We start from the raw sequence: 16,968 nt of genomic DNA, 5'->3' as shown, positions 1-16,968 counted from the left end.
AGCTTACCTGTATTGAAAAGTTTCCTTTATTCCGTGTTTTTATGTTTACTGTTTATCGGAAATGCTGCCTCCGGACAACGTCATTTTAGTGTTTTAAATGGAATTCCGACTTTGGCCGTGCTGGATCAAACCAGTATTTCGCAGCCTAAAACGGGGATGCTCATTTACAGTACGGTACAGGAAAAACCATTGATCTATACCGGGATTGCCTGGGAAAGTTTGTGTACGAATACGATCGGAACGGTGACTGCCGGGGATTATTTTATGGTGAAAGAAGGGATTTCCTATTTACCGGTACTGAGTAGTCATCCTGATCAGGCCAGAGAACAAGGGGTCATTTATTATTCCTCCACGAATAAAGCGGCCATGATATATGATGGAGCGGGTTGGACGAAGATTCAGGATCTTCAAAAGAGTAATTTATCAGAAAATAAAGGTTTTGCAGCAGGGAAAGACCTGAAAGCGTTCAAACTTCCGGTGCTGGGCAATGAACCGGCAGCAGCTACGGTAAGTAAAGGTTCGTTTTACATCAATGCGGTATCGCGCTTGATCCGTTATTATGATGGAACCGCCTGGCAGGATTTAAGGTGTGCGGCAGAGGTGCTTACACTTGCCGTAACAGACATTAAGGGGACTACGGCTACGGGAAATGGAAATGCCCTCAGTAATGCGGGTTCAGATTTTAGCATTGTTGGTCTTTGCTGGAGCACGAATGCCAATCCGGATGTTTCACTGGGTACAAAAACAAGTACGGCAGTAACAGGTAGCGGTCTGGGTGTTTTTACCGGAACGATGAAAGACCTGATGCCAAATACGGTTTACCATGTCCGGGCATATGCCACGAATAGCCAGGGAACCGTGTATGGTGAAGACCTGATTTTTAAAACTGTCTTTGATCTTCCAACGATCATTACCCTTCCGATAACGGAGATTTCCAGCATCACTGCTTTCAGTGGCGGAGACATTACGAACGATGGGGGAAGTCCGGTTTCTGCACGTGGAATCCGCTGGAGCGTAAAAGGAGATCCGCTGGATGATAAGGACGCTGTGATGACGAATGATGGTTATGGTGTAGGCCTCTTCCCGAGTTCAATTGTAGGACTGCTGGGAAATACAACTTATTATGTCAGGGCTTATGCGGTAAATACCCAGGGGATTGCTTACGGTAATTTATTGCAATTTACGACACCTCCGGCAGTACCTCCTTTATTGAGTTCTGCTACGGTCAGCGTGACCGATGTAACCAATAACTCGGCAAAAGGAAGTGTAAATATCCTGAATAACGGTGGTGCAGTGGTTACCAGCAAAGGTTTTGCCTGGAGTACTGACCGCATCAGCTGGATTCATGGAACATCGGCCACAGTAAATCCAACGGATGTAGGAGTCTTTATCGCGGATTTGACCAATCTGATACCGGGAACAACGTACTATGCCAAAGGCTATGCCACAAATAGTGCCGGAACTTCTTATACAAGTGAAACGAGTTTTATCACGAATTCCTTAGCGAGAATTACGACAGAAAAAGTGAACTCGGTTACCGGAATCACCGCCTTCGGCGGCGGACTGATCATTCATAATGGAGGTTCGTCGATTAGCCTGCGCGGAATTTGCTGGAGTAAGGAAGCGTTGCCAACGATGGACCTTCCGACAAAAAATGAACAGGTCATGTCGGGAGATGGAATTGGCTATTTTAGTCTTCCAATGACGGGCCTTGTTCCCGGAACAACCTATTATGTCCGCGCTTATGCGGTAAATGATGTGGGCATATCTTACGGAAACCAGGAAGTTTTCAGCACTGCGGATTATCCGGTAGTGCGGACTCTATCTGCAGGTTCTTTCTTTAACAATACCGCAAAAGCAGGAGGTCAGGTGCTTCAGGATGGCGCATCACAGGTGGTAGCCCGTGGAATCTGCTGGAGCACAGAACCGAATCCTTCGATTGGAAATGGCTCGGTGAGTACCAATGGAAATGGTACAGGGATTTTTAGTACGGTATTGACTGGATTGTTACCGAATACGGTCTATCACATGAGGGCTTATGCGACGAATATAGTCGGCACGGCTTATGGAGAGGACAAGACCTTTAGCCTGATTCCCGAGCTGCCTATAGTGAGCACACAAGCGGTTACCGCGATTACCAATATGACGGCAACCGGTGGTGGTATTGTTTCCGCCAACGGCATCGCAGATATTACGGCCAGAGGGATTCATTGGAGCATCACCGGAGATCCGGCAGATGATCCTGCGGCAGGAATGACCAATGATGGTGCTGCCACCGGAACATTCCAGAGTTTCATGAAAAACTTAATGGGAAATACCACCTATTATGTCCGTGCTTATGCAACAAACAGGTTTGGAACTGCCTATGGGGATTTACTGGAATTCCATACCTCAGCACCTCAGCCACCTGTTCTGGCTTCTTCCTCACTTGCTGTTTACAATATTACCTATACCCAGGCTACGGGAGATGTCACGATGCTCAACAATGGAGGGGCAAAGATCCTTTCCAAAGGGATTGCTTACAGTATCGACCGGATCAGTTACCTGAATGCAGAATCGGTTACGGTAAATCCAAATGACATTGGAAACTTCAGAACACAGCTGAGCGGCTTAACACCGGGAACAGTATATTATGCAAAAGGATACGCAACGAATAGCGAAGGCACAGCTTATACCGTGGAAAGAAGTTTCATCACGCCATTAAACATCAGCCTGATGACGCTTCCGGTGACACTCGTTACCAACAGTACTGCAGAGAGTGGCGGTGCCATCCTTGTTTCGGGAAGTGCGGGCGTTACGCATCGTGGTCTGTGCTGGAGTACCAGTCCAAATCCGACTACCTCAGATTTCTTCATCAGTAGCGGATCTGCTTCGGAAAATTTTGTGATCAGAATGACCGGATTAACAGGAAGTACCAAATATTATGTCCGTGCTTATGCAGGCAATAATTCGGTGACCGTTTACGGGAATACAGAAACGTTTGTCACCCCGCCTCCGGGACTGGCAACGGTAAACACAGTGTCGATAGATCAGATTGGCGGCGTAACGGCAATGGGTACCGGAGAACTCTCTGATGAAGGGGGAAGCCCGGTAAGTTCAAGAGGGATTTGCTGGAATACCAGTGCTGATCCAACGATTACCGACGGCGCTAAGGAAAGCGGTTCCGGAAGAGGGACTTTCTCTGCTTTCATGACGGGCTTAACGCCACTTACTAAATACCATGTCCGTGCTTATGCGGTAAATGAGATCGGGGTGGTTTATGGAAATGAACTGATCTTTACAACGGCCACTACAGCGACGCTGACCACTTTACCTGCAACAGCAATTACGGCAAATACGGCAAACAGTGGCGGTAACATCAGCAGTGATGGTGGTACCGCAGTAACCGCGAGCGGGATTTGCTGGAGTACCGCAGGCTTACCGACAATCGAAGATCCGCATACGAGCAGCGGACCTGGAATCGGGAACTTTATTCATGCTTTAAAAGACTTACTTGGAAGTACCAAATATTATATCCGCGCCTATGCGACCAATAGCGCAGGGACCGTTTATGGACAGGTAGAGTCATTTGTAACCGCGCCTCCGGTATTGGCAAGGCTCAACACAACTCCTGCCAGAAGTGGTTTGAAAGGCATTACCGGAATCAGTGGCGGAACGATTCTGCACAATGGAGGAGCGGCAATTACGGACCGTGGTTTGGTATGGAGTACCAGCAGTGGTTTTGATCCTGAAGCCGTAGCTACCCGCAGGATCACAGAACTTGGAAACCAGAGTTTTGCCATGACCATGGAGGATCTTTTACCTGGAATGACGTATTATGTCCGGGCTTTTGCAACGAATAGCGCCGGCATTTCTTATGCCCCTAATGAAGAGCGTTTTACGACTTTTAATCTGCCTTTAGTCAGCACCGCCGCCATTCCACAGGGAACGGTGACGAGTACAGAAGCGTTTGGTGGTGGAAATATTTCTGATAACGGCGGAACTGAAGTTCTGGCGAGCGGTCTTTGCTGGAATACCTCCGTAAATCCGATCCTGACGAATGACCATACTTCAAATGCAATTGGCATGGGCAGCTTTGCCAATAAAATCGGCGAATTGCTGGGAAGTACAAGATATTATGTCCGCGCTTATGCGACAAATGCAGTGGGAACTGCTTACGGAGAAACCGAAAGCTTTACCACACTTCCTCCCGTTCTGGCAACGGTAATTACCGAGGCGGCGGAAGCGACCTCTACCACAACGGCTAAAAGCGGAGGTACGATTTTAACCCATGGTGGTGCGGTTGTAACCACAAGAGGGGTATATTGGAGCGTACAGCCTGATTTTAACCCGGATACCATCAGCCTGAATAAAACGGCAGAAACGGGTTATTTTACGGGAAGCTTTACTGCCCGGTTAAATGGTTTAAAACAACATACCACTTATTATGTACGTGCCTATGTGGTCAATAGTGCCGGCATCGCCTATGGCAATACGGTAAGTTTCATTACCCCTCAGCTTCCGGTATTGACTACCGTATTTGCCCGTCCCACCGGAAGTACTTCAGGCCTTAGCGGTGGTGATATAGCTGATGAGGGCGGTTCAAATGTCTACAACCGGGGTGTGGTATGGTCTGAGTTGCCGGTCTTTAATCCGGATACGGTTTCTGTCAACAGAACGAGCAATGGCAGCAGAGGAGGTGTGTATTCGAGCACACTCAAAAATTTAAAAGCCAATACCACCTATTATGTTCAGGCTTATGCCACCAATGTAGCCGGAACGAATTATGGGAACCTGCTCAGTTTCATCACTGATCCTCCGGTACTGGCTACTTTAAGCACAAGAGCAGCTACCGGAATCGGAGGGATTACGGCATGGTCGGGAGGAGATATTTCCGATAATGGCGGTGCAGCGGTAACGACAAGAGGATTGGTATGGAGTACACAGTCAGGATTCAGACCAGATACTTTAATCGGAAATAAAACCATGCTGCCGGGAACAGGCAATGGAGGTTTTAGCAGCAATATGACTGATTTACAACCTGGCACAACCTATTATGTGAGGGCTTATGCCTTGAACAGTGTAGGTGTAGCCTATGGAAATGAACAGTCCTTTACCACCTTGATCATTCCAACAGTAAGCACCACTGCAGTGGCTGTTTCTTCTGCAGGGATTACGGCAACAGGCGGAGGAACTGTCCTGAGTAACGGAGGGACCCTGGTAACCAATCAGGGAGTGGTATGGAGTACCAGTCCAAATCCTACATTAGGAACACCTCAGCAGACGAGTCATGATAGTGGCACAGAAAACAGCTTCAGAAGTTCCATCACGAAACTGGAGCCGGTAACTTTATATTATGTGCGGGCTTATGCAACCAATAACCAGGGAACGGCGTATGGAAATGAACTGACCTTTACCACACCTGCGATCTTGCCTGCACTGACCACAACTTATATTACCCCTTCTTCGAAATCTTCGGCCACCACAGGTGGAAACATCAGTAAAGATGGGGGCGCAGCGATCACTTCAAGAGGTGTGGTATGGAGTCTGGACCGTAATTTTAATCCGGATGCCGAAACGCAGAAGAGAACAAGCAACGGTACCGGAACAGGAATTTTTACCAGCGAAGTGACCGGCTTAAACTTAAGTATGGCTTACTATGTCCGTGCTTATGCCAGCAATAGCGTCGGAACGGCTTACGGGAATCAGGTTACCGTAACCTTATTCCCAACCGCACCGATCCTGAGCACAAATGAAGCGACTGAGCTGACCGGAACCACAGCTAAAAGCGGTGGGGTCATTACCAGCGATGGAGGTGCCGATGTAACGCTGAAAGGACTCTGCTGGAGTATCCGGACCAATCCTACCATTAATGACAGCAAGACCAATAACGGGATTGGACTGGATCCGTTCAGCGGAACGATGACAGGCCTGTTACCGAATACTTTATACTATGTAAGGGCATACGCACAGAACAAAATCGGGGTTGCCTATGGACTGGAACAACGCTTTCTAACCAATGCCTATCCAACACTGACAGTGACGACAATGGCAACTGATATCAAAGCAACCACTGCAACCAGCGGGGGCGATATTACCGATGATGGAAGAACGCCGATCCTCAGCAGAGGAGTAACCTGGAATACCACAGGCAGTCCGACCATTGCGCTGAGCACCAAGACTGTCGACAATACGACCACCGGCATCGGTAAGTTTGTGGCGCAACTTAAAGGATTGACTGATAAAACTACCTATTATGTACGGGCTTATGCGACAAATGCGGTAGGTACCACTTATGGTAGTGAAGTGGCCTTCAGTAGTCTGGAAGTGATGTTGCCAACGATCCTTACCAATACGGTAAGCGGGATCAGCAGCGTTGCAGCTATAGCTGGCGGTGATATTACTGACGATGGCGGCATGCCGGTAACGGCACGCGGAATTTGCTGGAGCCTGAATCCGAATCCGGTGATACAGGCCGGATCATATCTGCAGCATGCTGCAGGTGGGATCGGGAATTTCTCTATTCCTTTTTCCGGATTAACACCGGGCACCAAATATTATGTCCGTGCTTATGCGACCAATCTGAAGGGAACAATTTATGGGAATGAACTGAGCTTTGTGACTCTTGCTGCGCTTCCTACGGTAAGCATGGTGACGCTGAGCAAACCGACAATGACAGGTACAGACGGATCGGCAAGCGTAACGAAAAACGGAGGAGATGAAGTCACTGACCGTGGTTTCTATTGGAGCAAGCTGGCCAAAACACCGGTCTTGCCTTTGCATCCGGATAGTTTGGTTTCGGTAGGAACAACGGCGCCTTTTAGCATGAGCATCAATGGCCTGACGGAAGGCACGAGGTATTATTTCTGGGCTTATGCCGTCAATGTCGCAGGTACAGGGTTTAGTCCGGCACCTGCCAGCTTTACCACACCAACCTTGCCAACGGTAACAACAAATAAACCAACTTCCATTCTGAGCAATGCTGCCGTTTCCGGTGGTTTTGTAGGTAGTGATGGTGGGATGCCAGTCACCGCAAGAGGGCTTTGCTGGAGTACCGAAACGAATCCGACAACTGCAGTATCCACAAAATCTGTTGATGGTGCGGGGCTTTCCGGATTCACGACGAACATCCAGGGATTGCTTACCGGTACGAAATATTATATCCGCGCCTATGCAACAAATAGCCTGGGTACCAGCTATGGAAACCTGGATAGCTTAACGACATTAGATCTTCCCAAGCTGACGACCAGTCCTGCGACGGAGATTTTAACCGCTTCCGCGGTAAGTGGAGGAGAGATCACTAGTGATGGAGGGGCAGCGGTTACCTCCCGTGGGATTTGCTGGAGTCTGTTGAAAGATCCAACCATCCTGCTGGCAACCAAAACGAACAATGGTGCCGGGAAAGGTGCTTTTGTAAGTAACATGACCGGATTGACCATTGCGACGAAATATTACTTCAGGGCCTATGCGACAAATAGTGTGGGTACTGCCTACGGGGCACTGGATAGTTTAAATACACCTGCAATCCCACCTTCAGTAAGTAATGTCAGGATCGCCAACATGACGGATATTACAGCAGAAGGTTCTGCCGAAGTGACTTCCGATGGAAAGGCTGATGTGATGGAACGCGGCTTGGTTTGGAGTACAAAAAATCCGGTTCCGACGATCAATGATCTGAAGGTGATTGATGCGGGAACAGGGACAGGTAGTTTTACATTGCCGATGAAGGAACTGATAGAGGGCCCAACGTATTATGTCCGTGCTTATGCGACCAATAGTGCGGGTACAGGATATAGCCCGGTTGTGACGAGCTTCAAGATTTGTCTTCCATTTACGATGATCCATAAAGCCGGATTCAATGGCGCACCGGTAGATAAAACAATCAGCTATAAAACGGTAAGCACAAACATTTCAGGAGCTGCACGTTGCTGGATTGCCCAGAATCTGGGTGCTGATCAGCAGGCAACAGCGGTATCCGATGCCAGTCCGGCTGCAGCAGGATGGTACTGGCAGTTTAACCGTTCACAGGGATATGAAATAGAGGGTGCTGTCAGGATTCCTGCGGCAAATGCCTGGACCCCATGGAGAACAGACATTCCTGAAAATTCAGACTGGACTTTAGCGAATGACCCATGTAACCTGCTTTTAGGTGGAGGATGGCGGATTCCCACGCTTACAGAATGGACAACAGCAGATGCAGCTCCTCAAAACTGGGTAAAAGATACAGATGCCTATAACTCTGAACTGAAATTACACGATGCAGGATGGCTGGTCAATACCACTGGTTTACTGGCAGAGGTACGGGGTAAAAGTGGTGCTTACTGGAGCAGTAATCAGATTAGCGCGTCAGGTGCCAGTTCAATGGGCTATTCCTTCCAGATGAACAGTTCAAGCAGTGCAGCGGTAACTGGAAACTATTCCAGCAATTATAAGGCAAATGCCATGACATTACGTTGTCTTCGTGATACCATTGTTTTATCTAAACCCGTATTGAGCGAGGTTAGCATTCCTGTTTCAGAAATGAAGGAAAGTTCTGCTGAAGCGTTTGCTACCGTGGTTTCTGATGGAGGTACAGCGGCAACAGTACGTGGTTTAGTATGGAGTACCACCAATCCACTTCCCACAATCAACGACCAGGTATTGAGTAATGGACAGGGGGTGGGGAGTTTTACCAGCACACTTAGCAGTTTGTCGGAAGGACCAACTTACTATGTTCGTGCTTATGCAACCAATAAAAACGGAACGGGTTATAGTACTGTGGCAACCAGTTTTAAGATTTGTAATCCATTTACGGTACTCCATCAGGCAGGCTTGAACGGGGCACCTGTTAGTAAAACGGTCACTTATGGAACGGTTAGCAGTAACCTTTCCGGAGCAGCGCGTTGCTGGATCACCCAGAACCTGGGTGCTGACCGGCAGGCGATCAGTGTCACTGATGCTACGGAGGCGAGTGCGGGCTGGTATTGGCAGTTTAACAGGCTTCAGGGCTATCAGCATGATGGAACGACACGGACACCATCCAATGCATGGACGCCATGGATTACGCCGATTAGCGAGAACCTGAATTGGCTTCCTGCACAGGACCCTTGTATCTTGTTGCTGGGCTCCGGCTGGAGACTGCCAACAGGATTGGAACTGATCACAGCAGAGGGGGTTCCACAGAACTGGGATACACAGGCCGATACCTATAAGTCTGCATTGAAAATACATGGCGCAGGATATCTCTCTTATTCAGGGGGAGGCACTTTAACCGGGCGCGGTACAAGTGGTTACTATTGGAGCAGTACCATGGGCAATAATGCATCCGTTGGGAAGGGACTTTACAACAATGGTGCGGTAAACGCAGGTGATATCGACAAATCACAGGGACTGGCGGTCCGTTGTATCCGTGATGAGGTGACCTCCACATTGCCATCTGTGAGCAATGTAGACATCCCGGTTTCCGGAATGTCCAGTGCGACTGCGGCAGGAACAGCGACGGTAGCTCCGGAAGGCAGTTCCCCTGTGACGGAACGTGGTTTGGTCTGGAGCAGCAGCGAAATCCTTCCAACGGTAACCAGCAATAAAATTATAGATAGCGGCAAAGGAACAGGAGCGTTTACCGGAGTCATTTCCGGTTTAACGGAAGGACCAACCTATTATGTCCGTGCTTATGCCATCAGCGCTGTGGGAATTGCTTACAGTGCGATAACGAGCAGTTTTAAGATTTGTAATCCATTTACAGCGATTCATAAGGCCGGACTGAACGGAGCTCCGGTCGACAAAACGATTACTTATAAAACGGTAAGCAGCAGTATTACCGGCGCTCCACGTTGCTGGATTACCCAGAATCTGGGGGCATCCGAGCAGGCAGTTTCAGCGACGGATGCCAATCCGGCTGCGGCAGGCTGGTACTGGCAGTTTAACCGCGCTCAGGGTTATGACGTACAGGGGACAGTAAGGACTCCTGCAGCAAATGCCTGGACACCATGGAGAACAGACATTCCTGAAAATTCAGACTGGACCTTAGCGAATGATCCATGTAACCTGCTTTTAGGCGGGGGATGGCGGATTCCAACGCTTACAGAATGGACAACAGCAGATGCTGTTCCTCAATACTGGCTGAAAGATGCAGACGCTTACAATTCGGTATTGAAACTCCACAATGCAGGATGGCTGGTGAATACCACTGGTTTGCTGGCAGAGGTACGGGGTAAAAGTGGATTTTATTGGAGCAGTAATCAGATTGCACCCTCATCAGGACTTAGCTCCCTGGCCAATTCTTTCCAGATGAACAGTTCCAGCAGTGCAGTGGTAACCGGAAACTATTCCACTAATTATAAGGCAAATGGAATGCCTCTGCGCTGTCTTCGCGATGCGGTGGTATTGTCTAAACCGGTATTGACTAATGTGAGCATTCCGGTTTCAGGAATGAAAGAAAGTTCTGCTGAAGGATCTGCTACCGTGGTTTCTGACGGAGGGGCAAGCTTGACTGCTCGTGGTTTGGTATGGAGCACCAGCAACTCCCTGCCTTCACTTAGTGATCAGGTGCTGAGCAATGGTTTAGATACGGGAAGCTTTAAAATTACCCTGATGGGCCTGGCTGAAGGGCCAACTTATTATGTACGTGCTTATGCTACAAACAGCCAGGGTACGGCTTACAGTCCGCAGGTGAATAGTTTTAAGATTTGTAATCCATTTACGGTGATCCATCAGGCAGGCTTGAACGGGGCACCTGTGAGTAAAACGGTCACTTATGGAACGGTTAGCAGTAACCTTTCCGGAGCAGCGCGTTGCTGGATCACCCAGAACCTGGGAGCCGACCGTCAGGCAAGCGGTGCCACTGATGCTACGGAGGCGAGTGCGGGCTGGTATTGGCAGTTTAACAGGCTTCAGGGCTATCAGCATGATGGAACGACACGGACACCATCCAATGCCTGGACGCCATGGATTACGCCGATTAGTGAGAACCTGAATTGGCTTCCTGCACAGGACCCTTGTATCTTGTTGCTGGGTTCCGGCTGGAGACTGCCAACAGGATTGGAATTGATCGCGGCAGAAGCACCTCCACAGAACTGGGATACGCAGGCCGATACGTACAACTCGGCATTGAAAATACATGGTGCAGGATATCTCTCTTATTCAGGGGGAGGCACTTTAACCGGGCGCGGTACAAGTGGTTACTATTGGAGCAGTACCATGGGCAATAATGCATCTGTTGGGAAGGGACTTTACAACAATGGTGCGGTAAACGCAGGTGATATCGACAAATCACAGGGACTGGCGGTCCGTTGTATCCGTGATGAGGTGACCTCCACATTGCCATCTGTGAGCAATGTAGACATCCCGGTTTCCGGAATGTCCAGTGCGACTGCTGCAGGAACAGCGACGGTAGCTCCGGAAGGCAGTTCCCCTGTGACGGAACGTGGTTTGGTCTGGAGCAGCAGCGAAATCCTTCCAACGGTAACCAGCAATAAAATTATAGATAGCGGCAAAGGAACAGGAGCATTTACCGGTGTCATTTCAGGTTTAACGGAAGGACCAACCTATTATGTCCGTGCTTATGCCATCAGCGCTGTGGGAATTGCTTACAGTGCCATAACGAGCAGTTTCAAGATTTGTAATCCATTTACAGCGATTCATAAGGCCGGACTGAACGGAGCTCCGGTCGACAAAACGATTACTTATAAAACGGTAAGCAGCAGCATTACCGGCGCTCCACGTTGCTGGATTACCCAGAATCTGGGGGCATCCGAGCAAGCAGTTTCAGCGACGGATGCCAATCCGGCTGCGGCAGGCTGGTACTGGCAGTTTAACCGCGCTCAGGGTTATGACGTACAGGGGACAGTAAGGACTCCTGCAGCAAATGCCTGGACACCATGGAGAACAGACATTCCTGAAAATTCAGACTGGACCTTAGCGAATGATCCATGTAACCTGCTTTTAGGCGGGGGATGGAGGATTCCAACGCTTACAGAATGGACAACAGCAGATGCTGTTCCTCAATACTGGCTGAAAGATGCAGATGCTTACAATTCGGTATTGAAACTCCACAATGCAGGATGGCTGGTGAATACCACTGGTTTACTGGCAGAGGTACGGGGTAAAAGTGGATTTTATTGGAGCAGTAATCAGATTGCACCCTCATCAGGACTTAGCTCCCTGGCCAATTCTTTCCAGATGAACAGTTCCAGCAGTGCAGTGGTAACCGGAAATTATTCTACTAATTATAAGGCAAATGGAATGCCTCTGCGCTGTCTTCGCGATGCGGTGGTATTGTCTAAACCGGTATTGACCAATGTGAGCATTCCGGTTTCAGGAATGAAGGAAAGTTCTGCTGAAGGATCTGCTACCGTGGTTTCTGACGGAGGGGCAAGCTTGACTGCTCGTGGTTTGGTATGGAGCACCAGCAACTCCCTGCCTTCACTTAGTGATCAGGTGCTGAGCAATGGTTTAGATACGGGAAGCTTTAAAATTACCCTGATGGGCCTGGCTGAAGGGCCAACTTATTATGTACGTGCTTATGCTACAAACAGCCAGGGTACGGCTTACAGTCCACAGGTGAACAGCTTTAAAGTTTGTAATCCTGTTACCGCGATACATGTGGCAGGATTGAACGGGGCACCGGTAAGTAAGACTGTTACTTATGGTGCGGTAAGCAGCAATATTTCCGGAGCCGCGCGCTGCTGGATCACGCAGAACCTGGGTGCTGACCGGCAGGCAAGCAGTGCCACTGATGCTACGGAGGCTAGTGCGGGTTGGTATTGGCAGTTTAACAGGCTTCAGGGCTATCAGCATGATGGAACGACACGTACGCCATCTGCTATCATGGCACCATGGCTTACGCCGATTAGTGAGAACCTGAATTGGCTTCCTGCAAAAGATCCTTGTGTATTGCTGCTAGGGTCCGGTTGGAGGCTGCCAACAGGATTTGAATTGACCACTGCAGAGGCTGTTCCTCAGAACTGGGATACACAGGCAGATACCTACAACTCGGCATTGAAAATACATGGCGCAGGATACCTGGCAGGAGGTACTTTAACCGGGCGTGGTGCGACTGGTTATTATTGGAGCAGTACCATGGGGAACAGCGTATCGGTTGGAAAAGGGCTTTACAACAATGGTGCGGTAAACGCCGGTGATATCGACAAAGCATTAGGAATGGCTGTTCGCTGTGTTCGTGATGAAGTAATCGAAACATTGCCATCGGTGAGCAATGTAGACCTCCCGGTTTCGGGAATGACCAGTGCGACTGCGGCAGGAACTGCTACAGTAAGTCTGGCGGGAACTTCCCCTGTGACGGAACATGGTTTGGTCTGGAGCAGCAGCGAAATCCTTCCAACGGTAACCAGCAATAAAAATATAGATAACGGTAAAGGAACAGGCGAATTTACGGGTGTCCTTTCCGGCTTGGAAGAAGGACCAATCTATTATGTCCGTGCTTATGCCATCAGTGCGGTGGGTACTGTTTACAGTCCTGTAACGAGTAGTTTCAAGATTTGTAATCCATTGACAGTGGTTCATCAGGCAGGTGTAAACGGAGCGGCGGTCGACAAAACGATTACCTATAAAACAGTGAGCAGTAGCATTACCGGATCTCCGCGCTGCTGGATCACCCAGAACCTGGGGGCATCCGAACAGGCAATTTCAGCGACAGACCCGAATCCGGCTGCGGCAGGCTGGTATTGGCAGTTTAACCGTTCGCAAGGTTATGAGTATAATAACGGGACGAAGATTCCTGCAACGACTGGGACGATGCCATGGAAGACGGATATTTCAGACAATTCAGACTGGACAACAGCGAAAGATCCATGTACCTTATTGCTGGGGTCCGGATGGAGAATTCCTACGGCTGCGGAATGGACAGCTGCAGATGCTTCGCCTCAATTCTGGGCGAAAGATGTGGATGTTTACAATTCGGTATTGAAACTGCACAATGCAGGATACCTGAACAATACGGCAGGGGCCTTGATGGATACGCGTGGTAAAACCGGTCTTTACTGGAGTACAAACCAGATGAGCCAAGCTAGCTATGGGCCCTTTGCCCAGCCTTTCGTGATGACCGATATTTCGAGTTTGTTGATGACCACAAATTATGCGCAGACCTATAAATCGAACGGGGGGTCTTTACGCTGTTTGAAATGATAGGAGAATTGGGTCAGGAGCTAAAAGTGATGGACTTATAGGGATCTTCTACCTGCCCTTGTTTGATCACATAAATCCGGTCTGCGAGTCTGGTGGTTTCGGTTTTGTGGGTGATGAGGATGATGGCCATATTGCTTTTAAAACGGGCAAGGAGTTCCAGTGTGAATTTTTCAGTGTTGGTATCCATAAAAGCAGTTGCCTCATCGAGTAACAACAATTGTGGCCTCCGGTAAAGTGCTCTTGCAAGGCCAACAAGTTGTCGCTGACCGGCAGAAAGCTTCAGTTTTCCTTCTCCGATCGGGGTCAGGTAACCTTGGGGCAGGGAATCAAAAAAACGATCCAGGCCTGTATGGATGCAGAATTCTATGATGGAGGAAGGGCTTTGGTGAGGACTGCCCAGTGCAATGTTGTCCATTAGTGTTCCGTTGAAGATTTTCACCTCCTGGGGGACCGTTGCGATGATGTTCCTTAAGGAAGGGGTAGAGATGTGTTTGATGGATTGCTCATTTAAGGCAATCAATCCGGATTGTGGGGTGTAAAGCTTTTGTAATATCGAGAATATCGTGCTTTTTCCAGCGCCACATTCGCCGAGTAAGGCGATGCTTTCCCCTGCCTTTAGACGGAATGATACGTCCCGGAGCAGCGGAGGGCAGCCTGGAAAGGAAAAATTTAGGTTTTTGACCTGAAGTGACTGGAAGTTGATGCTTTGTAATTCGGCCTTCTCCTCTTGTGGATATTCCTGCTTCAGACCGGAAAAATCGTAAATATTTTCTACGATCAGGTTCAGTTGATTGAGCTTCATTCCGATTTGTGAAGAGCGGCAGATTGCGGGGATCAGAGAAATGCTCATGATGATGATCGCGACCATCTCGCCGGTTTTTAGCTCTTGTCTGACCACCAATAAATAAGAAAGTCCAGTGAGTAGGAGGGTAAAAGCGACCGACAGTAATTCTGTGAACATCATGGATTTATTTTCCGATTGCCATAAGTGTTCTTTTTTGTGCTGAAGGCTGTTCTGGAGCGTTTCGGTTTTGGCCAGGAAATGATCTTCTGCATTGTGGCTCTTTATCGCTTCAATGCTCTGAAACATGCTGAGGTATTGTTCTCGCTGAGCTTCATTGGTCCGGCTGAGCTCCGATTGTTTCAGCTTTCCTTTTTTGAAGTTAAAGCCAACAAACAGGAGGAAGGAAAAGCTTATAAAAAGTAGGGCGGCAGCTGCAGTGGAATACCAGGCGAGAAGAATGGTCGTTGATAAGATGAAAAGCAGGTCCATGAAAAGGCGATCTGTCAGGTAAGAAATGATTTTTTGAAGGCCTTTATGTTCAAGGAGACGGGAGAGTAATTCCGGGGTATTGTGGGTATCAAAAAATGATTTTGGCAGATGTAAGACCAGGCGGAGAAATGAGGGCAACACTTTACTGCTGATTCGTTTGTTTTGAGAAAACAACAGTTTTCTGCGGAAATATGCCAGGCCCGAGCGGAGTGTCAGGCTCAGAAATAAAAGTATAAAACCAATAATGAGTTGCTTGTGGTTTCCTGTTGGCAACAGGTCGTCAATTAATATTTGTGAAAAGATGACGATAGAGAACCCGAGTATGGTGATGCATAAGCCAATGAGCATATTGCCAATAATGAGGCTGATTTCAGTTTTTATTAATTTGCTGAGCCATATCCATTTATTTAGATTTTTTCTGGGAAAAGAAAAAAAACCGGTAGGTATTCCGGCAGGGATTGAGGGCGTATTTCTGCTCATGATTCTTACAAAATTCTATCAATCACGATCAAAACACTAAACCACATTGTTTTAATTTAGAGCTATAGGTTTTAAATTAGAAGTTATTTTTTTGTCATTATTGTCCTATGTTATCAGACCTTAGCGCTTCGCTCTGTCCAGCACCGGGAATCATCCTTATCCTCGTGTTTACTGCATTGGTTAGTATCTATGCCTTCTATCACCAAAGGGTCTATTTCTCTTTCATTCTGCATCCTTACAGCATCGCGAGGGGGCGGAAATTTTATACGCTGGTTACCGCTGCCCTGGTTCATAACAACTGGTTTCATTTGACATTTAACCTGGCCATTGTTTACATTCTTGGCGCAATGGTAGAGCGCGAATTTAGCCGTATGGGTGCCTTTGGTCCTGTTAACTTTTTAGCCCTCTATTTCTTTGGTACACTGATCGGTAACCTGGGATCAGTCCTGGTTCACCGGAAAGATTTTTTCTTCCGTAGTGCAGGCGCCTCAACAGGAGCATTGGCCATTTTAGGGAGCTTCTGTATCGTAAATGCCAATGAGAGCTACATTAACCTTCCTTACCTGGGAGAGGTCCTGAATGTTCATTTTATCATCGTCTTCGTTCTGGGTTTAATGTATGAGATCAGGTTCGGGAAAAAAGACCATATTGATCAGTATGCCCATTTATTCGGAGTGTTCTCCGGCATCACCATTACCCTCTTATTTTACCCTGACCTCCTTAAAATTATCAGGGTATTTTAAGGCTAAAGGGTTATCCCTGTTTATGGGTATCATTAGGCGATAATTTTCCAGTTGGAATATATTTACTTCATTATTTATTTTACATTTTATAAAATTAACAGTAATTATTTTGTTTAAATAAACTGAAGATTTGAGGGTAGGCAGTTTTTTTTATATCTGGTCTGATATGATTAGCGTAATTCTTGTTATATTCGTGAAGATTGAAATAAATATGCAGTTTGGTAACGCGATAAGGATACAGAGAGTGATAAAAGGTTACAGTCAGGAATATATGGCGTCGAGGCTTAATATTTCCCAAAATGCCTATTCTAAATTAGAAAGGGAGGAGACGGAATTGAGCGTTCGGAGGATTTATGAAATCGCAGAAAT

The 16,968-nt window shown here is 47.9% G+C and carries 3 protein-coding genes; 2 read left to right on the top strand and 1 reads right to left on the bottom strand.

Annotated elements, in window-relative coordinates:
- The first annotated feature begins 12 nt into the window (after nucleotides 1–12).
- Complete coding sequence (locus AAFF35_RS20000) at nucleotides 13–14,103, top strand: hypothetical protein (protein ID WP_342328306.1); 14,091 nt, start codon at nucleotides 13–15, stop codon at nucleotides 14,101–14,103.
- Nucleotides 14,104–14,116: 13 nt separating this feature from the next.
- On the opposite strand, the gene AAFF35_RS19995 is transcribed toward AAFF35_RS20000, so the two are convergent.
- Nucleotides 14,117–15,856, bottom strand: a complete 1,740-nt coding sequence (locus AAFF35_RS19995; RefSeq protein ID WP_342328305.1) for an ATP-binding cassette domain-containing protein — start codon at nucleotides 15,854–15,856, stop codon at nucleotides 14,117–14,119.
- A 107-nt stretch (nucleotides 15,857–15,963) separates the two neighbouring features.
- Here AAFF35_RS19995 and AAFF35_RS19990 point away from each other — a divergent pair, with 107 nt between their 5' ends.
- Nucleotides 15,964–16,599 (top strand): rhomboid family intramembrane serine protease, encoded by a 636-nt coding sequence (locus tag AAFF35_RS19990; protein WP_342328304.1) that lies wholly within the window; start codon nucleotides 15,964–15,966, stop codon nucleotides 16,597–16,599.
- The last annotated feature ends 369 nt before the right edge of the window (nucleotides 16,600–16,968 follow it).

The sequence above is a fragment of the Pedobacter sp. FW305-3-2-15-E-R2A2 genome (assembly GCF_038446955.1).
In the GTDB taxonomy this organism is placed as follows: domain Bacteria; phylum Bacteroidota; class Bacteroidia; order Sphingobacteriales; family Sphingobacteriaceae; genus Pedobacter.
The sequence above is the reverse complement of the archived record's forward strand: the minus strand, read 5'-3'. Positions and strand labels throughout refer to the sequence as shown.